The organism is Acinetobacter higginsii (assembly GCF_000369525.1).
GTDB classification, from domain to species: Bacteria; Pseudomonadota; Gammaproteobacteria; order Pseudomonadales; family Moraxellaceae; genus Acinetobacter; species Acinetobacter higginsii.
In genome coordinates, this window is the sequence record NZ_KB850072.1 from 1,179,253 (window position 1) to 1,199,277 (window position 20,025).

The window sequence follows — 20,025 nt, forward strand, 5'->3', positions numbered from 1 at the left end:
TAAATCTATATATTTCAGTTAGATATAATTTTTATAAAAAAATATTCGTTAAAAACCTTAAAAAATATAATTTTTACATAGTAATTGCTTTTTGAACACTTTTGTTTAATATTTTATATTCATGTAAATTTCAAGGATACTGTTGTGATCGGACCACTTAAATCAAAATTCATATTTCTTATTGCTTTAAGCCCTGTTTCTTTAACTTACGCATCTGGTGTTTTTATCGATACACAGACTGCAGCTGGCGTTGGCTATGCTTTTGCTGGTTCATCAGCACTTGCACAAAATGCAAGTGTGGTTGCCTATAACCCCGCAGCAATGATGGGTTTAAGTTCAGGCCATTATTTATCAGGTTCTGCATCGTATGTTGATGCTAAAACTGATTTCAAAGGAGAAAATAACACATCAATTTCACCCATCGTTCCAACAGGCAACGCAGAAGCCAGCATTGAACGCAAATTTGTGATTCCAAGCGCTCAATATGTGTATCGAAGTGAACAACCTTTTGCCGTGGGAATGAGTGTTTCTCCGTTATACGGAAATAAAGGCGAATGGGATGAGGATTTTGTTGGCCGTTATAAAGGGCTAAAAACTGAAGTCACTGGTGTTAATGTGAATACTTCATTAGCTTATGAGATTAACCCTCAGCTCATGATTGGATTGGGATTAAACTATCTCGATTTTGATGCCACCCTTACCAGAAAGGCTGCTCCACTGATCAATACCAATCCACCCGTTTATTTAGGTGATGCTCAAGGCGAATTAAAAGGTGATGGACATGGCTGGGCAGGAAATATCGGGTTCTTTTTAAGACCTACAGAAAATTTAGACATAGGTTTGACCTATCGTTCTGAAACAAGTTTAAAACTGGATGGTTCACTGACTGTAACTACCCCAGTTGCAAAACTCACTACTCCAGCAGAAGTAGAAATTAAAATGCCACAAAGTGCGAGTTTAGCAGGTGCCTATCGTTTGACTCCGAAATTGACAGGTCTTGCAGAATTCACTTGGTATGATTGGTCTGTTCTTCCTGCTTTTAGTGCAGTAAATCCAAATAATAATGCCGTTGTATACGAGGAGCAACTTAACTTTAAAGATGGTTTAAGATCAAGTATCGGCGCTCTCTATCAAATTACACCGTCAACACAACTCCGATTCGGTATGGCTTATGATCAATCTGTGGTTGAGTCATCTTCTGATCGAACAGTTCGTTTTCCTGATACTGATCGCATTTGGCTTTCATTGGGTGCAGGCTTTCAAGTAAGTAAAAACCTAAGTATGGATGTTGGCTACTCACATATTTTTGCAAATGAAGCAACAATTGAAAGTCCAACTGTTGTAGCAGGTAAACCAACGATGCAAACACTCACTGGTTCTTTTGACACTGACGCAGATATTTTTTCACTTCAGTTGAATTATAAATTTTAATCACATAGCCCAAGTCGACATCATAAGATCATGTTGGCTTGGGCCATCAAATTTTAGTCCACTTTCATCCAAACCTGACTTCGACCTAAGGCTGAAGTACCAATATATCCTCGTAAAATCATTCTTGTAGCACTGGCATTGATTTTAATTTTACCTTTATAAATATTACCGCTCATCGGATCAATGACATGACCATCATGGTACTCATCTGGTCTATTCATATTTTTTTTGAAGCCATACAGAATCTTCATTCCTTTCAGAGGCGTATCTTTAAGTTCTCCTTTACAGCGAAAGCATTTATCCGTAAATGCTGTACTGTGACCAGGCAACGGGTATATCTCCTCAATTCTTCCTTCGTATTGCCCTTCATTGCTTTTATAAATATTCACCTTTGCCCTTGCATAACCACTTTTATCATCAATTGCCTTCCACATCCCTGTAATATCTTGAGCCCATGTATTTGCTATAAAAATATTGAATAGAAAAATTTGGATAAAAATAGTCCCTATTGACTTCATAAGCGTTTTCCCCCTGCTCGTTAAAATTATCTTTTCAAAAAATTAAACGTATTCGCAATTAAAACAATACAAAAAATATTAAACACTATTGTTCAATTTTAATCACTATTGATCTAATATAAGCATATTGATATTTTGTTGTCTAGAAATACTAGCAACTAAAAACGAACAGCTCGGCTGAGGATCAGATATGACAAATACAATATTTCAGCAAGGAAGAATTGATGTGCATCATCACATTGTTCCTCCAGTTTTTAGAGAGGCAATGCTGAATAAAGGCATCGACAAAGTCGCGGGTGCTCCTTTACCTGTCTGGACACCATCACAATCGATTGACATTATGGATCAGATCGGCACTGAGACTGCCATCGTCTCTTTATCCGCTCCTGGTGTCTATTTTGGTGATGTACAAGAAGCATGTCGCCTGGCTCGTCAATGCAATGAATATACGGCTGAAATGCGGCAAAACTTTCCAAACCGATTTGGTTTTTTTGCAGTGCTACCAATGCCCTTAACTGCTGAAGCATGCAAAGAAGCCATCTATGCTTTAGAAGTCCTGAAAGCGGATGGGATTGTATTATTGGGAAGCACCAATGGTGTTTTTCTTGGAGATAGTCGCTTTGAAGAACTTATGTTCGAACTCAACAAACGTAAAGCGATTGTTTTTATTCATCCCAATCTGCATGAGACCAGTGAAAATCTAGGATTGACCACGCCTGGATTTATTCTTGAATTTTTACCAGACACCACACGTGCAGCAGTCAACCTGATTACTTCTGGTGTGATGGAACGCTTTCCAGATATCCAGTTTATTTTAGCTCATGCAGGAGGTTTCCTACCTTATATTGCATGGCGAGTCTCTCTAGGCAACCTAATCTCTGACATGAATAAAAATGCACCTCAAGGGATAATGACCTATATCAAGCGTTTTTATTTTGATACTGCTTTATCACCATCTCCTTACGCTATGTCAGCTTTAAAAGAGCTTGTTGGCACAGAAAGAATTTTATTTGGCAGTGATTTTCCATTTGCGCCTGCGCCGGCCTCCCATATGCAAGTACAGTCTCTTGGAGAACTGAGCATTTTTAATGAAACCGATCACTATAAAATTCAAAGAGGCAATGCGTTAAGCCTATTTCCTCAATACCACAAAGCCAATGAAGAAGTCAGTCCACGCCCAATTTATCAACAAGAATCTTTCGGCAATAAATTTAAACGTTGGATGACTCAGCCGATTATCGCTATCGCAGAAAAGAAACGCTCAAAATAAAATTGGGATATTTGTTATGGCTTTACATATTGTTCATTTTATTGATGCTCAACAAAAAAAACGTTGGGGACTCATTCAGAATGATGAAATTATTTCCTTTCAGCATGACTTTGAAAGCACTCAGGAAATCATTCAATGTGGCATACTCCAACTGGCAAAATTGGCAACGGAAAGTAAAGAAAAATACTTACTTGCTAACGTGAAATTACTGAGCCCAATTACCAATCCATCTCAAATATTATGTCAGGGTGCGAATTATCGCCAACATATGCTTGATTCGGGAATCAATCCTGATACCCAGTCATTTAATATGTTTTTTACCAAATCATTGGCATCGCTTCATGGTCCAACTGGATGGATTGAAAAACCAAACCATGTTGATTTATTAGACTATGAAATTGAATTAACACTAGTCCTAGGGAAAAAAACGCAAGGTAGCGTCACCGTCACTGCAGAAAACTTACATGAATATATTGCAGGTATATGTATTGGTAATGATGTTTCAGCGCGTGACATCCAAATTCCGCAAATGCAGTTTTATAAAGGAAAAAGTTATCGTACATTCTGTCCGCTTGGTCCTGTACTGTGTTTACTGAATCAAGCTGAAATGCATTATCTAAACAAGTTACAACTTTGCCTAAAAGTAAATGGTGAAGTTCGTCAACAGGATTCGACAGAGAATCTAGTCTTTAAACCCGCTGAGACACTGACTGAATTCTCTCAGATTACTAATTTTGAAGTCGGTGATGTACTCATGACAGGTACACCATCTGGATGTGCACTTAGATTACCATCGACAACACTGATAAAAATGACAGGGCTTTTACCTGAGAAGATCAAATGGCAATTGTTTAACAAAAGCCAGTCTCGACGCTCCCAATATCTAAAAATTGGTGATCAGATTGAATCTCATATTTTTAGTAGTGATGGCAAAATCAATTTAGGCTATCAGCGACATCAAATTTCATAACATTGAATAAATTCAATTCTCACTGGATTCTATATGAGCTTGGCTAATTTAAAACACATTCATCCCGAATTAGATATTCATTTTAATGATGGTGTTTTCACTCTCATGATCAATCGACCTGATCGGAAAAATGCGCTTCATAGTAGCCTCTATTTGGCACTAGAAGCCGCACTTATTCAAGCTGATCACATTTCAGAAGTTAAGGTTGTCATCCTTAGAGGGATTGATAAAGACTTTACTGCAGGTAACGATTTACAAGACTTTGATAAGATTGTAAAACTCGGTTTAGACGCTCCTGCTTTTAAGCTGCTTAGAGCTGCACATCAATTAAAAAAGCCATTGATTATGGCTGTAAAAGGTGTCGCAATTGGTATCGGAACAACAATCTTATTACACGCAGACCTTGTTTATTGTGATCCAACTTCCCGTTTTCAGCTTCCATTTACCAGTCTTGGCTTAAGCCCAGAGGGTGCTTCAAGTCTACTGTTACCACGACAAATTGGATACTTGCGTGCATCTGAACTTTTAATGCTGGCTACACCATTTGATGCTGTATTTGCTAAAGATATTGGTTTGGTGAATGATGTAGTGATCACGGATGTTTATGACTATGCTTTGCAAAAAGCAAACAAGCTTGCTTCTCTACCGAATACATCATTGCAAATTACCAAAGCCATGCTTAAACAGTCAGAAAATCGCTCTGTACTTGATTGTATTGATACAGAGGGAGAGATTTTTTTAGAGCGTCTACAATCTCCTGAATTTAAAGAAGCTCTGGCTGCTTTTTCTCAAAAGCGTCAACCCAATTTCAACCAATTTAATTGATTATTTTTCAGCAGGAAATTTATAGTGATGAAAAAGTTTTTCTTTTTGCTTCTACTCGGTTCTTACTCAATTCATTCATTTGCATCAGACCAGCTTAATGGTACGGTATGGAAAACGATTGATGATCAAACCAATCAACCAAGAGCTCTTGTAAGATTTAGTGAAGATAAAAATGGTGCTCTATCAGCGACCATCGAAAAAATTCTGGTTTCTAGTGAAGCGAATAAATGTACTAAGTGCGAAGGAGCCTACCAAAATAAATCATTAGTCGGTCTGACGATCGTCAAAAATTTAAAAAGTTCAGGTGAAAGCAAATATACAAATGGATCAATCTTAGATCCTAAGACAGGTAAAACATACAGTTTTAATGCTACCCTATCTCCTGACGGCAAGAAGCTCAGCGGTCGTGGTTATATCGGTATTTCTGCACTTGGTAGAAGTCAGACTTGGTATAAAGTTAAATAAGTAGAATTTTTTATTATTGGATTGAAGTTATTGTTCAATCCAATAATAGCTCTATTCGAAATAAGAAATACTTAATGTTTAATATCATTTAATTCAAAGCTTGCACCGACTTGCTGCAACCCTTTTTTGAATATCTTGAACTTTATTCAAGTTATGGGGCTGCTCAGCTTTGAGCTTGATATGTAATGAATGACTTTTCAACTTATTTATATATTAGGCACCTTATAGAGTTCTTATAGTTACATTTATTGCTCTATTCTTCGTCTAGATAGAAAAGTTCATCAAATCAATGAGATCTGATTTTCATCTCATCTCTTACTTGCTGTGGAGTTTTACCAGACCATTCTTTGAAAGCTCTAGTAAATGGACTATGTTCTGCATACCCTAATAACAATGCTATTTCTACAATTTGTAATCTTTGATCTCTTAGATAAGATTTTGCCAACTCATATCGCACAAAATTTAACTCCTTTCTAAAGGTCGTTCCCGCTTCCTTCAATCGTCTTTGAAACGTCCGACGTGAATAATTTAGTATCTCTATAAGTTGTTCTACGTCGGGTTCACCTTGAGGGATCAAGTAAGCGATCTGCTTTCTAACTTGTTCAATAATTTCATCATTATGTGGCAAACTTGCAAGTAAAGTATCCGCATGCTTCTCTAGTATGGCAACTAAAGTCGCATCAGAGTTTTTAAGCGGTATCGTTAGCATTTCCATATCAAAGCGCATAAGCGGTATAGGCTGTTCAAATAGAACAGGACACCCGAAAAAATCTTCATATGGCTTGATATCTGTTGGTTTCTTATGAATAAAATGAACAGCTTTTAATTTATCTTGGCCCTCTATTAGATTTCGACAAAACTGGATTATCACGGCCCAACCAGTTTCATCAGATAAGCTATTGACTTGGTAGTCTTGAACCTCCCATGAAATTTCTACATAGTCAGTATGCATCTGGACAGATGCGGGAACAACATCATATAAAAGGCGATGATAACGCTCAAAACGCTCTAAGACTGCTCCAAGATTTTCACAAGCTAGAAAGACGGAACCTAAAATTCCAAGATGCTGTGCCGTAATCGTTTGACCAACATGCAAACCTATTAAAGGATCATTCAAATATTCCCTTGCAATAACAAGCAACTCTTCCCAATGATCAACATCGATCCCACCTAAGCCACTTGAATCGGCTACAGGCCAAGGTTCGCCAAGAATTTTTTCTGGATCATCTCCTTGTGCCTCAAGATATTGAAACAATAATCGAACATATGTTTCAGGAATCTTTCTACTATGCAACGGCTTATTCAATCCAATAATCTCGTTTCATTCTAATATGGCACAAAGTATCAAATAGTTTTCTTAGAGGTGTCAAGTAAGTGTAAATCAATTATAAAACCGTAAAAATAATTGATTCCTAAAATCTTTACTCATTTTTATATTTTGGCGCAAAGTATCAATTCTTTGGCATTTCCCATCAAGCCTTATAACTTAATTTCATTGATGATGTTGTGTATGAACAGTACGTCTACCCAGCCTTAAAGGAGTTAGGAAATGGCACATCGCTTTACGGTAAAACAGGAGTTAGTACCCTGCACATGGGCAGAGGCCCAAAAAATACTGTCAAATCAAAAGTTTCATCTAAGTGTCTGCTCAAAAGTACCGTGTGAAAATTTAGAGATACTCAATAAAGAATTTACTGGTTCAAAATATTACCTTAAACGGTCCCAAAATCTAGATGTAAATATCCCAGAAATGGCAAGAAAGTTCTTAAATGGAGCATTCAAACTTGTTCGCGAAGATCATTGGGATATTGAGCATTTAGTCTGCAAATCCACTTTTCAAATGAATATGCCAAGTAGTTTTAATAACCAAGCACGTTATTCAATAGAAAATGGAAAATTGACAATCACTATTGACTGGGAAGTTAAAGTGAATGTCCCCTTAATTGGCAACATGCTTGCAAAACATGCTGAGTCTGAAATTCGACGTTTTAGTGATATTGAATTGAAAATTGTATGTGATGAAATTAAAAGCCATGCATATATCTGATTAATTTAAATATTTCCAATCTTCAGAAATAGTGTAACTCATTAATCTGTTGGCACTGCTATTTCTGGGTAATTAGAACGATCATATTTTAAGGAAGCCAAAGAAATGTCTTCAAATTTTATATTAGAAAATCCAATTTACTTTGGGTCTCTGAAAGTTTCAGGACGAGTATTTAAAACAGCAACTCATGAGACTCTAGCCACTGACGAAGGATTTATGACTGATGAAATATTAGAATTTTATCGACCTATGGCGGAGTCTAAATTACCTTTAATCATTACAGGAAATATTTTTGTTTCTTGGCAAGGAAAATCTGGTGGTAAACAGTTAGCTTTAGATCATGATGATAAAATTTTGGGGATGAAGAAACTAGCTGATATGTGCCACCTATATGGAACAAAGCTAATCGCTCAGATCAATCACGGTGGATCTCAAATGCGTTCACCTGCTGAAGGTATCACTGATTATCCCGTTACATCTACTGGTCGTTTACACCCTACTTTATTGGGAATTTCTCGCTCCTTAAAACTAGAAGAATTTCCGGATTTAATTAAGTCTTATGCAGATGCCGCAGAAAGAGCTCAAAAAGCAGGTTGCGATGGGGTACAGATTCAAATGGCTCATGGTTATTTGATTAGTCAGTTTCTGACGCCAGGCACTAATCGAAGGAAAGATAAGTATGGTGGGAATGCTGAAAAACGCATGAATCTAGCTTTAGAAATATATAGAGCGGTTCGGGAAAGAGTTGGCCCTAATTATCCAATTATTGCGAAGCTAAACGGATGCGATGATCGTCCAGGCGGAGTTAAAGTTGAAGATCAAATCATGTTGGCGAAGCAACTTGAAAATGAGGGTTTAGATGCAATTGAAATTACTCGAGGACATTTTTCCACAATCCCAAGTACATTGTCTGGAAAATGGTCTGGTTTTATAAAAAGACAAACTCAGGTCGGCATGGCTTCCACATTCCCATTATGGCAGCGTTTGTTTATGCGTGTTATTGCAATATTTTTTGAACCATTTCTCAACCATAATTACCCTGCCCGCCAAGGCTTTAATGTGAGCTACGCTGAGGAGTTTAAAAAGGCGCTCACTATTCCTGTATTTAGTTGCGGTGGATTTAATGACAAAGCTTCAATGGAAAATGCTGTTCGAGAAAAACGAATAGATGCAATTTCTATAGGACGTGGTTTGATCGCAAATCCTTATTTATTCCATCATCTATATCATCCGATTCCACAGGCCCCAGTTTGTGATTATTGTAATTTATGTATTGGAAGTGCTGGTGGTCAATTAGGTGTAGGTTGCTTCAACCCTAAAGTGCAACCAGATCGTGATCGCATGCTTAAAGCTAGAATATTCCATTCAAGTTAATGTATTTCAATCATCCAGAAGGATACTCTAATCCTCACTCTAACTTCTTTGTTCTGAGGATTAGATACCTCAGGGATGTAAATATGTTTTATTTCAAAGAATTATAGATTTTCTAAAAGTTAAAATTGAATCAAAGTTAAGTTTTTGAGCGTAAAGATCGATAGAAATAGAAACCCTCAAATAACATTTAGATTCAGTCAACTGAAAACAAATAGTGATAATTTTCTATGACACAATTCAATGATAAGCCCCGTGAAAAACAAATAGAACAGCTTTTATATCAACCTTTGACGATTGGTAAAATGATTGTTTCTGGACGTGTTTTTAAATCTGCAACAAGTGAAACAAGAGCTACAGCCGAAGGATTTGTTACAGATGAGTTAATAGACTTCTATCTCCCTATGGCAAAAGCAAAGACCCCTTTAATTTTTACTGGAAATCTTTGTATTTCTAAGCAAGGTCATTCAGCAGGAAAACAGGCAAGCATTGATGCAGATAATAAAATCGCAGGTTTAAAAACTTGGGTAGATGCTATCCATGCACAAGGTCAAACAACGAAGTTAATTGCACAACTGAATCATGGCGGCCGTCAAGTAGTCAGACCAAATGATGCAGATAATCCTGTGGTATCTGCATCAAACGTAATGGAACAATCATTAGGTACAAAACCTCGTGCTTTACAACTCAATGAAATTCCAAAGATCATTGATGATTTTGTTCGAGCTGCGATTAGGGCGCAAATGGCGGGTTTTGATGGTATTCAATTGCATTTTGCTCATGGTTATTTGATCAGCCAATTCTTAGCACCTTACACCAACCGACGAAATGATTTATATGGTGGCAATCTAGATAATAGAATGAGATTACCCTTACAGATTGTTAAAGCCATTCGTCAGTGTGTTGGAGATGATTTTCCGATTTTGGCTAAAGTAAATGGTACAGATGCTCTCGCTTTTCGACGAGGCGCAACCACTGATGAGTTAGTGACTTTTGCAGTTGCTCTACAAAATGAGGGAGTTGATGCGATTGAGATCAGTCGAGCTCATTATGAGTCTGTCCCACCCATGCTGTCTGGTTCTTATCATGGGTTCTTAAAAACAAATATAGAGCATGGTTCGGGAATGGGTTTTTCATCTACTCGGAAGAAAATAGCCTTGTCCATGTCTCCCATGATTGAAAGCTTTCTCACTTGGTCGACTCCAAAAGGTGAAGGTTATAACATGCCCTATGTAAAACACTTTAAACACGCACTGGATATACCTGTGATTGCAAGTGGTGGGTTTGTCTCAAGAGAGGTAATGGAAAATGCTTTAATTAATGGACATAGTGATGCTATATCGTGTGCCCGTGCATTTATCGCAGATCCTTATCTTTACCATAACTTATATCATTCAGAGCTTGATTATCCAATTTGCCAGTATTGCAATAAATGTATTGCTCGTTTAGGGGGAATGGCGGTGGATTGCTATGAACCAGAAATGTCAAATAAACGTCAGATAATGCTAGACACAGATATTCTTTTTTAATGTATGAATCTTTTAGTTCATGAACTTGGTTTTTAGTTTTTATAACTTTATACCTCTAAAATGCACTTTTATATTTGCTTCAGTTAAATAAGTTTTCCTCAAGGTCTCATTTCGTAAAGAAATAACAAGAACTCCCATAAGCTTAATGTGCCACCAACAATGATTTAATTTATTCTTAATGTGTCAATAACAAGTTTCAAAGCTGGTGACTGCTGCCTACGATGAGGATAATACAAATGAAATCCTGGGTATGCTATTGCATACTCATCCAATACTTTTATTAATTGCCCTTGTAATAAATTGTCCTGAATGAGCTCTTCAGGAATGTAAGCAATGCCTTCTCCAGCTAATACTGCATCAGCAATAAGCTCAGAATCATTAAAGACCCATTGCCCAGAAACTTTAATTTTAGTTTCAATGCCTTCAACCAAGAATTCCCATTGATATAATCCACCTTGAGTAGACAATCGATAGCCAATACAGTTGTGTTGAATCAAATCTTGAGGTTTTTCTGGGATGCCTTTTAGCACAAGGTATTCAGGCGATGCCACAACAACCATTCTGACATCTGAACTAATCCGAACAGCAATCATTCCTTCCGCTACCCGACTACCAAAACGGACACCTGCATCAAAACGTTCCGCTACAATATCAACCATGCCATTATTTGCTGTTAGCTCAATATTGATATCTGGATAAAGCTGCGTTAATTGCTTTAATTTAGGTAATAGCACATAACGGATAGCATGATGACTTGCATTTATTCTTACATTTCCCGCTGGTGTATCTCTTAGTTTCGACAGTAATGATAATTCATTATCTATATGATCAAAACTCGCTCCAATCGTCTGTCTTAGTTTGTCACCAGCCTCTGTTGGAGAAACGCTACGTGTCGTCCGAGTGAGCAACAACATCCCTAAACGCTCTTCCAGTCCACGAATGGTATGGCTCAAAGCAGACTGGGAAACACCTAGCTTACCTGCTGCTTTAGTAAAACTACCTTCACGAGTCACCATCAGAAAGGCATATAGATCATTATAGTTCTCTTTTGTAATCATATAGATCCTCTATGGTTCAGTAATTTAAGCGTTAATATTGAAATAATACCACTTAGAAACGTATGATTTATTAATCCTATTCATGACTCTATCCCCTTTTAGCTCCTTGCTCATACATTTTCGTATTTCTATAATCTGTTATGCTCCGGACAAATAATTGAAGTTAAAAATAAAAAATCTATGATTCTTAAAAACTATAAGAGATTTGAACATGGCATATTCCCTCACCACGTTCATTTTTAAAAGAAATATATAAGCTCTAATCTAACATTCTGCTCGTGACAATGCTTATTTCTTTATTCATATTCGTTTATGAATATTCGACTCAATTGGATTACTTTGTCGTCAAACGAGATATCAAAATAGAAGAAATAACCAAAATAAGTGCACTGGCTACAAAAGTTATCTGGTAACCACTATGGTCAAATAAAACTCCACCCAGTGTTGAACCTAAAGCAATTGCAAGTTGAATCACCGCCACCATTAACCCACCACCTGCTTCTGCATCATTGGGTAAGGTACGTGCTAACCATCCCCACCATCCTACAGGTGCTGCTGTTGCTAAGACCCCCCATAAACAAAGTAATACTGCAACTACCATCGTCCAAGTTCCAAAAAATACGAGTGACAATGCGATAACAGCCATCATAATAGGAATAATGATCAAAGTTGCATAAAAACGACGTTTCAAGAACGTATTAATTACGGCAGTACCAATAAATCCCATTACCCCAATCCCCAGTAAAATAAGTGACAGGGTCGAAATATCAACCCGAGTTATGGTTTCTAAAAATGGTCGCACATAGGTATAAAGAGAAAACTGTCCCATGAAAAATAAACTGATCGCTAACATACCCATCATAACGACTGGATTACGCAATAACCCCAAAATGGATGATTGCTTTTCTGTTTGACGCGAAGTAGCTGGCATTGAGGGCAAACTCAACCATTGCCAAATAAAAGCGATGATAGCTACAGGAACTAAGCATAAAAATGCACCTCGCCAACCGATGATTGAGCCGAGATAACTTCCTAAAGGAGCAGCAATCACCATTGCCAATGCATTACCGCTGTTAAAAATTGCTAATGCTTTAGGTACTTGTGAGCTCGGCACTAATCGCATTGCCATTGCAGCTGACATCGACCAAAAACCACCAATGACCAAACCAATCAACGCCCGACCTAGCATATAAACTATATAATTTTGGGCTAGTGCCACGATTGCACCTGAAATTGCCATAATAGCCGTTAAAACTAACAAAAGTGTTTTACGATTCATATCTCCTGCTAAGCGAGAAATCGTCAAACTTGTTATGACAGCAAAAGCACCTGAAATTGCAATTCCTTGTCCAGCCAAACCCTCAGTAACATTCAGATTTGTTGCAATCGGTGTCAGTAAACTCACTGGCATAAACTCTGATGCAATCAAGGCAAAAACACATAAGGTCATTGCAAAAACCCCACTCCAGTAGGCAGGAGCTTCTACGAGGCTTTCTTTTTCTTCAGGGTTAAGCATTGACTATCTCTACTCGAAATTGGAGTAGCAATTATAAAAATAAAGATCAACTGGAATAAGTAGCTTAAGCTGAATAGAGTTATGTATATAATTCATGAATCATAAAAGTATAAACATCGTATTTTTCGCAGTTCTTAGCACTTACACTTTTAAAAAATCAAATAATTTTTATTTAAACACATTATTTTCAACCACTTAAAATTTATGCCCTCTTATTAATGAATATTATTCATAAGTCTATGCTGTTTTTTTAGGCTAATACTTCTCTGAAAGAATAGATAAACTCATTTCAATCCCTAAATTCATGAATCATCTTTTTACAGGAAGCAGGAATCATGCAATCACATATAAAGAAATTTCGTAATGCGACTCTAACAGCAACCCTTATTGCCGCAATAGGCTTATTTTCTTCCACTTCAACAATGGCGGCAGATATGCCAAAAGATGCAGATAACTTTTATCAAAGTAGTCAGGTCACGATTCAAAAAGTTACGTTCAAAAATCAATACAACATGAATGTTGTCGGTAATTTAGTGATTCCTAAAAATTTAAATAAGAATACTAAAGCTCCTGCAATTATTGTGGGACATCCAATGGGAGCGGTGAAAGAACAAAGCTCAATGCTTTATGCACAGAAATTGGCAGAGCAAGGCTTTATCACTTTAGCAATTGATTTACCTTTCTGGGGCGAAAGTGAGGGACAACCTCGCAACTTAGTTGCCCCCGAACTCTATACAGAAGCCTTTAATGCTGCGGTAGATTATTTAGGTAGTAAAACTTTTATTGATCGTAATCGTATTGGTGTATTAGGTATTTGTGGTAGCGGTAGCTTTGCAATCAGTGCAGCAAAACTTGATCCTCGTTTAAAAGCTATTGCTACTGTTGCCATGTATGATATGGGAGCTGTAACACGTAACGGTTTAAATTACTCGCAGACGCTTGAGCAGCGTAAAAAAATGCTAGAAACAGCAGCAGAACAACGTTATTCAGAGTTTCAAGGTAAAGGAAAACAATGGATAAACTATTTACCTAAAACAGTCGATGCCAATAGCGACCCTATTGTAAGTGAATTTCATAACTTTTATCGAACACCGCGCGGAGCAGCTATTCCTAAAGGTCAAACTTTGGAGCAAACTCAAAATAGAGCTTTAACAAGTGAAGTTAGATTTGTGAACTTCTATCCATTTAATGACATAGAAACCATCTCACCTCGTCCAATGCTATTTATTACTGGCGATCAGGCACATTCCAAAGAGTTCAGTGAAGATGCCTATAAACGTGCTGGTGAACCTAAAGAGCTATATTACGTCAAGGGTGCCGGACACGTTGATCTTTATGACCGAGTTGATTTAATTCCTTTCGATAAACTAACTGATTTCTTTACTAAAAACTTAAAGTAATTTTATAATTTAGCCAAGTTGAGCAGACTAAAATCGACTTGGCTTTTTTAATTGAAAGCCCATATTATTGCCCAACCATGATGAGAACGAAATATAAAGTAAGCCTTATTCTGATTGCATTAGGCAGATTTTTACCATCTGTACTACTTTATATCTTCCCCAATTTGGACACTTTGAATAGCCACTGATTTTGTAGACACCTTTTAATTAGAGGTGGACTGCAACCACTCTCCTAGACATATTTTGTCTATTCTTAAGACCTTTTTAGTAGGAAAATATGCATTCATAGCTAGGTTCATGAACCAAATATTTTATAAGCTATTATTTTAATACTCTAAGTAATTAATTTAATTACTTATTAAAAATAAATTTGATTGTGAATTAGATTCTAGGTGAACATAAGATCGTAGAGATTTACGTTGCTGCCTTCGAGTTCTCATTCCATAAATGGCAGAAGACTTTTACAAGTCGGCTGCCTAGAATCACCCAAGTGAATGTCTCCTGCTATTTCAGCACACATCAATCGGAAGATAAGCTGTAATTTTCTATGTTAATTACGCTTAAATGCTAACCCTCTCATTTTTCAACGAGCTCAGGTTATAATGATGGTCTCCCCAAATATAGTTGATCTATTATGAACACCTCCAATGACCCTCTACACGGCAAAAAACTTGCTGACATTTTGGATGAGTTATTGGATTATTACGGTGGCTTTGAAGGCCTAAGTCGTAAAATTGAAATTAGATGTTTTTGCATAGATCCAAGTGTTAAGTCATCGTTGCGATTCTTACGTACCACACCATGGGCACGTGAAAAAGTAGAAAGCTTATATTTGTATGTCTTACGCCAAAAAACCAACCAGAAATCGTAGCTATCAAGTTGACTTGCCTATTAGTCAAGTCCGAGTTGCTATGGTGTCAATGTCTGTATATATGAGGCAAATATCGTCTATCGTTTCCTGCATAAATTGCAGCAATGCATTTGAATAATCAATCAGTTTTTATTAAATAAAGCTGGGTTGGTTTTCTCAAGAAATAAACTAAGCAAAATTTAAGATTACAAAGTCAATGAAACTTTTAAGTTTTGGTGTAATGTGTTTATCTCTCTGATATACCAAATAAAATGGCTTCTCCGGAATAGAGTGGTCTGGTAATAACTTTATTAAGCTTCCATTTTTTAAGTCATCTTCAACTAATTTGTGAGCCTGTAAAATAATGCCTAAACCAGATCTTGCTGCTAACAATAATGCATCACCATTATCTATAGTTAATGGACCTGAAACTAAAATAGATTCTTTGTTTCCATCTACATCATAGAAAACCCATGGTTTTTTTAAAGTTTGAGGTGTAAATGCAATGCAAGGAGCTTTTATCAAATCTTTTGGATTTTTTATTTCACCAATTTTTTCTATTAGACTCGGAGAAGCACATAATACCATTTCTCGTTTTTTCAAAGGCCTAGCTATCAGAGTACTATCAGCTAAGTCCCCTGTTCTAAAAACAATATCAAATCCATCTTCAACAATATCTACATATTTATTTGATAAAGAAAGCTCAATTGATACTTCAGGGTTTTGAGAAAGATATTCTGGTAAAACTGGTGTTAATGCATGTACTCCAAATAGTACAGGTGCACTTATACGTAAATTCCCCTTAGGGACTTGCCGATTATCTGCTACTTGAGATTCAGTTTGATGTAAATCAGATAAAATACGCTTAGCATTTTCATAATAATTTAAACCAATATCTGTAAGGCTTTGACTTCTTGTTGTTCTATTTAATAACTTAACGCCTAAATGCTTTTCAAGTGCAAAAACATATTTCCCCACAAGCTGAGGAGACATATTTAAAGCATCTCCAGCCGCTGAAAAAGAGCCTAACTCAACTGACCGAACAAATACGGTCATACTCCGAAATACATCCATTAGAAACTTTTTATTTAAACTGATTATCCATTTCAATAATTTATCACATCAGATCATGGTTTTATACTTAAAACACCAGGATAAAGAACAGAGTGTAATTAAGAAATGAAAAACTTTAATCGTATTGATGTACATCAACATCTTATTCCATCTTTTTGGAAGAATGCACTTATTAAACAAGGCGGTGATCCATCAGGTTGGCGTATTCCTGACTGGTCTCCAGAATCTGCTTTAAAATTTATGGATGACAATGATATTCAAACAGGTGTGCTATCTCTTTCAGCTCCAAGTGTTATGAGTTGGGAAGGTAAAGAAGCTTCAGATATGGGGCGTCATGTTAATGAGTATATTGCAGAACTTGTTCAAAAAAATCCATCACGTTTTGGTCATTTTATTACTGTACCATTACCAGATATTGATGCTTCTCTTAATGAAATTAAATATGGATTTGATGAACTGAACGCTGATGGTGTTGTATTATTTTCCAATTATCATGGCTTATATCTAGGTGATGAAAGTTTAGAACCTGTTTGGAAAGAACTAGATTCCCGACATGCAGTTGTTTTCATACATCCATCCAAATCTATTGATCCGTTAACGGGTTTACCAAGCCCTTTAATTGATTATCCATTTGATACGACCCGTACTGCAGTGCATATGGTAGCAAATGGTATTTTACGTAAATACAGAAATGTTAAAGTAATTTTATCACATGCTGGCGGCTTTTTACCTTTCATCGCAAACCGAGTTGCAGAGCTTTATCCTACTCTCAATGCATCAGTGACAAAGAATGAGATTTTAGATGATTTACGTCAATTTTACTTTGATACAGCATTATCAAGCGGACATGTTGCTTTACAAACCCTGTTAAGCTTCGCACAACAAGACCACATTTTGTATGGCAGTGATTTCCCTCATGCATCAGTACCTGTAAGTTCATCTTTTGCGCGTGATCTTGATTCATATCCAAATTATCAAGGTACTCAACAAGCAGATATAAATCGTGAAAATGCATTAAAGCTATTTAAACGATTACGTTAATTCTACTAAAAAATATCTAGGATCAATATAATTATCAGTGGTTGTATTGGTCCTTTTTTTACCTATTAAAAGAATATTCTAATTAAATTACAGTGTTTTTGCATGCATCTTTAATGCAGCAGCTTATTCTAAGTATCATAAGTACTGGTCTACGTGGCACTAACTTCAATGTACTTTTATGTTTGCTTCAGTTAAATAAGCTTTCTTCGAGGTCTTGTTCCATAAACAAAGCTCTTGACCTGTTTTGTTTTTCATATGTGCTTGAGGATATTTTCCTTCAATCAGGAGTGCCGAATATCCAACACGATCATCAAACAGCATAACATTGCTCGCTGTCTTGGCATTTTTAAGTTGACTCGCTTTTATACAAGCCGTTTTTATTTCCTGATCATGTTTGTTCCATGCCTGCTCAGAACTTGCAAAAGTTATGCTGCTCATTACGGCAGAACTTGCAAAAAAACCTAAAATAGCAAGATATTTTAATAAGATACGATATTTTAATGCCATGATTATTGCCCTGAAAATTCGAGTGTCTAAATCTATACTGGAACAATCTCATAAGAGAATCTAGCTATTTATACATGTTGTAACAGCACCTATTCAGGATTACACATAGTCCTCATCTGTGTGGCTTGAGCTTGTTTAAATGAAATACAATCCTGTCGATTTAGCATGAAAAATACCTAAAAAGTTTTCTATATCTTTTACAGATCAAGCCTATAGATTTTCTACTGGATTTAACGAAAATTTATCGTTTGCTCAGCACACTGTTGAACTTTAATATTATTTTAAAATTAGTTAACTCTTTCATATTCCGAATGACATTAAGAGGTAAAAATCATGACTGAGAAAGTCGCTATTGTTACGGCTGCAGGAAGTGGTATGGGTGCAGCTGTCGCTAAAAAACTAGCAGCAGATGGATACAAAGTTGCAATTCTATCTTCATCAGGCAAAGGTGAAATCCTTGCGAATCAACTGAATGGCCTAGGTGTTACTGGATCTAATCAATCAATAGATGATATACAACGCCTTATTGATGAAACGCTTGCTCGTTGGGGACGTATAGATGTTTTAGTCAACAGTGCTGGACATGGTCCGCGCAAAGGAATTTTAGAATTAACAGATCAAGATTGGCATGATGGTATAGATACTTATTTTCTCAATGCTGTACGCCCTATTCGTTTAGTGATTCCGATTATGCAACAACAAAAACACGGCGTGATTGTTAATATTTCCAGTGCGTGGACATTTGAGCCTAGTTCACTATTTCCAACGTCTGCCGTTGCCCGTTCTGGATTAGCAGCTTTTACTAAGATTTGTGCAGACACATATGCTGTTGATAATATTCGTATTAATAATGTCTTACCTGGGTGGATTGATAGCCTGCCAAAAACAGATGAACGCACTCACAGCGTTCCAATGAAACGATATGGTTCAACAGAAGAGATAGCAGCGACAGTTGCTTTTCTTGTGTCGGATGGTGCTGCTTATATCACAGGACAAAATATCCGAGTAGATGGCGGCTTAACTCGCTCTGTATAATGATTTTTAATCAAAATTTTAAAGGGATAAATTATCTACATATTATATTGTCCCTTTAAAATTAAAAATAATCACATCATAATGATAAATATAAGTTTTTATTTTTGCTCAGTGCCTAAATATTCGATACACCACTGCCAAATTTTATCGACTGTGCTATTGCAATGTGAGGTTTTTTTTCTGACAAGATAATAACTTGGTTCAACAGTTTTTGTATCCGAAGTTACTTGTACGAGTTTTCCTAACTTAATATCAGCATCCACAAATGCACGGCATGCTAAAGCAACCCCTTGCCCAGACAAAGCAGCATCTAATGCTAGCGTAGTTTGATTAAAGACTGCTCCAGATAACTTCGCATTAGTATTCAGAAAGTTTGGCCAATGATCATGGGCATCGTGTAGCAGTGGCATGTTGATCAACTGTTCAAGTTTCCAAGGCAGCGTCAAATCCTGAATGAAAGCAGGACTTGCTACAGCAATAAGCTCTTGATGAAACAATAATCGTGTTTCTAAATTTTCTGGAAATGATTTTTGGGTGAGCCTTATCGCGATATCAACCTGATCACGATCGAAGTCTGACACAACCTCAGTTGCAAGCGTGCATAAATTGATATCAGGCAGTACTGCATGTAAATCACCTAATCGAGGGATTAACATTTTGGTCGCAATCGTTGGTGTCACGCTTATAGTTACACGATCTGGCTGCTCTAATAGTGATTCTGTTGATTCAGTCAGAATATCAAAGGCACGAGTTATATCGACCAAATACTTTGTTCCTTCTGGCGTCAAAGATAGTCCCCGAGGGAGCCGTTGAAATAAAATAACCTTTAGATAATCTTCTAATGCTCGAACCTGCTGAGCGATTGCACCTTGGGTCACTCCCAACTCATCAGCAGCAGCGCGAAAACTTAACTTCCGCCCTGCTGTTTCAAATGCACGTAAGGCATTTAAAGATGGAAGTTTTCTACGAGATACCATAAACACATAAGAAAGTAGTTTTTCTACACTCTAATTTTTTTGTGAGTTGTATACAAGCCATTAAATTATTTTTAATAAATAAGAGCGTTTTTAATTCCTTTTAGGATGCCCCACATCATTAATATTTCTTACGAACTTAAG

General features: G+C 36.7%; 19 protein-coding genes. 12 read left to right on the forward strand and 7 right to left on the reverse strand.

What is annotated here, in order from left to right; all coding sequences use genetic code 11:
• The first annotated feature begins 144 nt into the window (after positions 1-144).
• Positions 145-1,431 (forward strand): OmpP1/FadL family transporter, encoded by a 1,287-nt coding sequence (locus tag F902_RS11540; protein ID WP_005203580.1) that lies wholly within the window; start codon positions 145-147, stop codon positions 1,429-1,431.
• 53 nt (positions 1,432-1,484) lie between these two features.
• On the opposite strand, the gene F902_RS11545 is transcribed toward F902_RS11540, so the two are convergent.
• Entirely contained in the window at positions 1,485-1,949 is a 465-nt protein-coding gene (locus F902_RS11545) for a DUF2147 domain-containing protein (protein ID WP_005203582.1), read from the reverse strand.
• A gap of 190 nt (positions 1,950-2,139) precedes the next feature.
• Between F902_RS11545 and F902_RS11550 the strand changes: the two genes are divergently transcribed.
• The 4 genes from F902_RS11550 to F902_RS11565 are packed head-to-tail and all read left to right on the forward strand — an operon-like array spanning position 2,140 to position 5,479.
• Complete coding sequence (locus F902_RS11550) at positions 2,140-3,219, forward strand: amidohydrolase family protein (RefSeq protein WP_005203584.1); 1,080 nt, start codon at positions 2,140-2,142, stop codon at positions 3,217-3,219.
• Between the two features lie 16 nt (positions 3,220-3,235).
• Positions 3,236-4,189: a fumarylacetoacetate hydrolase family protein gene (locus F902_RS11555; protein ID WP_005203586.1), complete on the forward strand. Its 954-nt coding sequence runs from the start codon at positions 3,236-3,238 to the stop codon at positions 4,187-4,189.
• 33 nt (positions 4,190-4,222) lie between these two features.
• Positions 4,223-5,014 (forward strand): enoyl-CoA hydratase, encoded by a 792-nt coding sequence (locus F902_RS11560; protein WP_005203588.1) that lies wholly within the window; start codon positions 4,223-4,225, stop codon positions 5,012-5,014.
• Positions 5,015-5,041: 27 nt separating this feature from the next.
• Complete coding sequence (locus F902_RS11565; protein WP_005203590.1) at positions 5,042-5,479, forward strand: DUF2147 domain-containing protein; 438 nt, start codon at positions 5,042-5,044, stop codon at positions 5,477-5,479.
• A 286-nt stretch (positions 5,480-5,765) separates the two neighbouring features.
• Here the strand turns inward: F902_RS11565 and F902_RS11570 are convergent, their stop codons facing one another.
• Positions 5,766-6,794 (reverse strand): AraC family transcriptional regulator, encoded by a 1,029-nt coding sequence (locus F902_RS11570; RefSeq protein WP_026057457.1) that lies wholly within the window; start codon positions 6,792-6,794, stop codon positions 5,766-5,768.
• A 234-nt stretch (positions 6,795-7,028) separates the two neighbouring features.
• Here F902_RS11570 and F902_RS11575 point away from each other — a divergent pair, with 234 nt between their 5' ends.
• The 3 genes from F902_RS11575 (at position 7,029) to F902_RS11585 (ending at position 10,426) form a co-directional block, all read left to right on the forward strand.
• Positions 7,029-7,526 carry a DUF2505 family protein gene (locus F902_RS11575; protein WP_005203595.1) on the forward strand — a complete coding sequence of 166 codons (498 nt, stop codon included), beginning with the start codon at positions 7,029-7,031 and terminating at the stop codon, positions 7,524-7,526.
• Between the two features lie 105 nt (positions 7,527-7,631).
• Complete coding sequence (locus F902_RS11580; protein WP_005203597.1) at positions 7,632-8,900, forward strand: NADH:flavin oxidoreductase; 1,269 nt, start codon at positions 7,632-7,634, stop codon at positions 8,898-8,900.
• Between the two features lie 227 nt (positions 8,901-9,127).
• Positions 9,128-10,426 carry an NADH:flavin oxidoreductase gene (locus F902_RS11585; protein ID WP_005203598.1) on the forward strand — a complete coding sequence of 433 codons (1,299 nt, stop codon included), beginning with the start codon at positions 9,128-9,130 and terminating at the stop codon, positions 10,424-10,426.
• Between the two features lie 164 nt (positions 10,427-10,590).
• Here F902_RS11585 and F902_RS11590 read toward each other — a convergent pair whose 3' ends face one another.
• Positions 10,591-11,484, reverse strand: coding sequence for a LysR family transcriptional regulator (locus F902_RS11590; RefSeq protein ID WP_004653458.1), 894 nt, complete (start codon positions 11,482-11,484; stop codon positions 10,591-10,593).
• Between the two features lie 334 nt (positions 11,485-11,818).
• Complete coding sequence (locus F902_RS11595) at positions 11,819-13,000, reverse strand: MFS transporter (protein ID WP_005203600.1); 1,182 nt, start codon at positions 12,998-13,000, stop codon at positions 11,819-11,821.
• Between the two features lie 335 nt (positions 13,001-13,335).
• Here F902_RS11595 and F902_RS11600 point away from each other — a divergent pair, with 335 nt between their 5' ends.
• On the forward strand, positions 13,336-14,400 hold the full coding sequence (locus F902_RS11600; protein WP_005203601.1) for an alpha/beta hydrolase: 1,065 nt from the start codon (positions 13,336-13,338) through the stop codon (positions 14,398-14,400).
• Positions 14,401-15,034: 634 nt separating this feature from the next.
• Positions 15,035-15,271, forward strand: a complete 237-nt coding sequence (locus tag F902_RS11605; RefSeq protein WP_005203604.1) for a VF530 family protein — start codon at positions 15,035-15,037, stop codon at positions 15,269-15,271.
• A 168-nt stretch (positions 15,272-15,439) separates the two neighbouring features.
• Here F902_RS11605 and F902_RS11610 read toward each other — a convergent pair whose 3' ends face one another.
• On the reverse strand, positions 15,440-16,306 hold the full coding sequence (locus F902_RS11610; protein WP_017401905.1) for a LysR family transcriptional regulator: 867 nt from the start codon (positions 16,304-16,306) through the stop codon (positions 15,440-15,442).
• A 123-nt stretch (positions 16,307-16,429) separates the two neighbouring features.
• Here F902_RS11610 and F902_RS11615 point away from each other — a divergent pair, with 123 nt between their 5' ends.
• Complete coding sequence (locus F902_RS11615; protein WP_005203608.1) at positions 16,430-17,365, forward strand: amidohydrolase family protein; 936 nt, start codon at positions 16,430-16,432, stop codon at positions 17,363-17,365.
• A gap of 165 nt (positions 17,366-17,530) precedes the next feature.
• On the opposite strand, the gene F902_RS11620 is transcribed toward F902_RS11615, so the two are convergent.
• Positions 17,531-17,872 carry a hypothetical protein gene (locus tag F902_RS11620; RefSeq protein WP_005203609.1) on the reverse strand — a complete coding sequence of 114 codons (342 nt, stop codon included), beginning with the start codon at positions 17,870-17,872 and terminating at the stop codon, positions 17,531-17,533.
• A gap of 333 nt (positions 17,873-18,205) precedes the next feature.
• Between F902_RS11620 and F902_RS11625 the strand changes: the two genes are divergently transcribed.
• Positions 18,206-18,907: an SDR family oxidoreductase gene (locus tag F902_RS11625; protein WP_005203612.1), complete on the forward strand. Its 702-nt coding sequence runs from the start codon at positions 18,206-18,208 to the stop codon at positions 18,905-18,907.
• Positions 18,908-19,005: 98 nt separating this feature from the next.
• Here the strand turns inward: F902_RS11625 and F902_RS11630 are convergent, their stop codons facing one another.
• On the reverse strand, positions 19,006-19,884 hold the full coding sequence (locus F902_RS11630) for a LysR substrate-binding domain-containing protein (RefSeq protein WP_005203614.1): 879 nt from the start codon (positions 19,882-19,884) through the stop codon (positions 19,006-19,008).
• Between the last annotated feature and the right edge of the window lie 141 nt (positions 19,885-20,025).

Bases quoted from the DNA above. Each gene is read 5' to 3' on its own strand.
- F902_RS11560 (WP_005203588.1), top strand. From the start codon at position 4,223: ATGAGCTTGGCTAATTTAAAACACATTCATCCCGAATTAGATATTCAT.
- F902_RS11580 (WP_005203597.1), top strand. From the start codon at position 7,632: ATGTCTTCAAATTTTATATTAGAAAATCCAATTTACTTTGGGTCTCTG.
- F902_RS11595 (WP_005203600.1), bottom strand. From the start codon at position 13,000: ATGCTTAACCCTGAAGAAAAAGAAAGCCTCGTAGAAGCTCCTGCCTAC.
- F902_RS11550 (WP_005203584.1), top strand. From the start codon at position 2,140: ATGACAAATACAATATTTCAGCAAGGAAGAATTGATGTGCATCATCAC.
- F902_RS11565 (WP_005203590.1), top strand. From the start codon at position 5,042: ATGAAAAAGTTTTTCTTTTTGCTTCTACTCGGTTCTTACTCAATTCAT.
- F902_RS11545 (WP_005203582.1), bottom strand. From the start codon at position 1,949: ATGAAGTCAATAGGGACTATTTTTATCCAAATTTTTCTATTCAATATT.
- F902_RS11575 (WP_005203595.1), top strand. From the start codon at position 7,029: ATGGCACATCGCTTTACGGTAAAACAGGAGTTAGTACCCTGCACATGG.
- F902_RS11555 (WP_005203586.1), top strand. From the start codon at position 3,236: ATGGCTTTACATATTGTTCATTTTATTGATGCTCAACAAAAAAAACGT.
- F902_RS11610 (WP_017401905.1), bottom strand. From the start codon at position 16,306: ATGACCGTATTTGTTCGGTCAGTTGAGTTAGGCTCTTTTTCAGCGGCT.
- F902_RS11620 (WP_005203609.1), bottom strand. From the start codon at position 17,872: ATGGCATTAAAATATCGTATCTTATTAAAATATCTTGCTATTTTAGGT.
- F902_RS11585 (WP_005203598.1), top strand. From the start codon at position 9,128: ATGACACAATTCAATGATAAGCCCCGTGAAAAACAAATAGAACAGCTT.
- F902_RS11630 (WP_005203614.1), bottom strand. From the start codon at position 19,884: ATGGTATCTCGTAGAAAACTTCCATCTTTAAATGCCTTACGTGCATTT.
- F902_RS11600 (WP_005203601.1), top strand. From the start codon at position 13,336: ATGCAATCACATATAAAGAAATTTCGTAATGCGACTCTAACAGCAACC.
- F902_RS11625 (WP_005203612.1), top strand. From the start codon at position 18,206: ATGACTGAGAAAGTCGCTATTGTTACGGCTGCAGGAAGTGGTATGGGT.
- F902_RS11590 (WP_004653458.1), bottom strand. From the start codon at position 11,484: ATGATTACAAAAGAGAACTATAATGATCTATATGCCTTTCTGATGGTG.
- F902_RS11605 (WP_005203604.1), top strand. From the start codon at position 15,035: ATGAACACCTCCAATGACCCTCTACACGGCAAAAAACTTGCTGACATT.
- F902_RS11615 (WP_005203608.1), top strand. From the start codon at position 16,430: ATGAAAAACTTTAATCGTATTGATGTACATCAACATCTTATTCCATCT.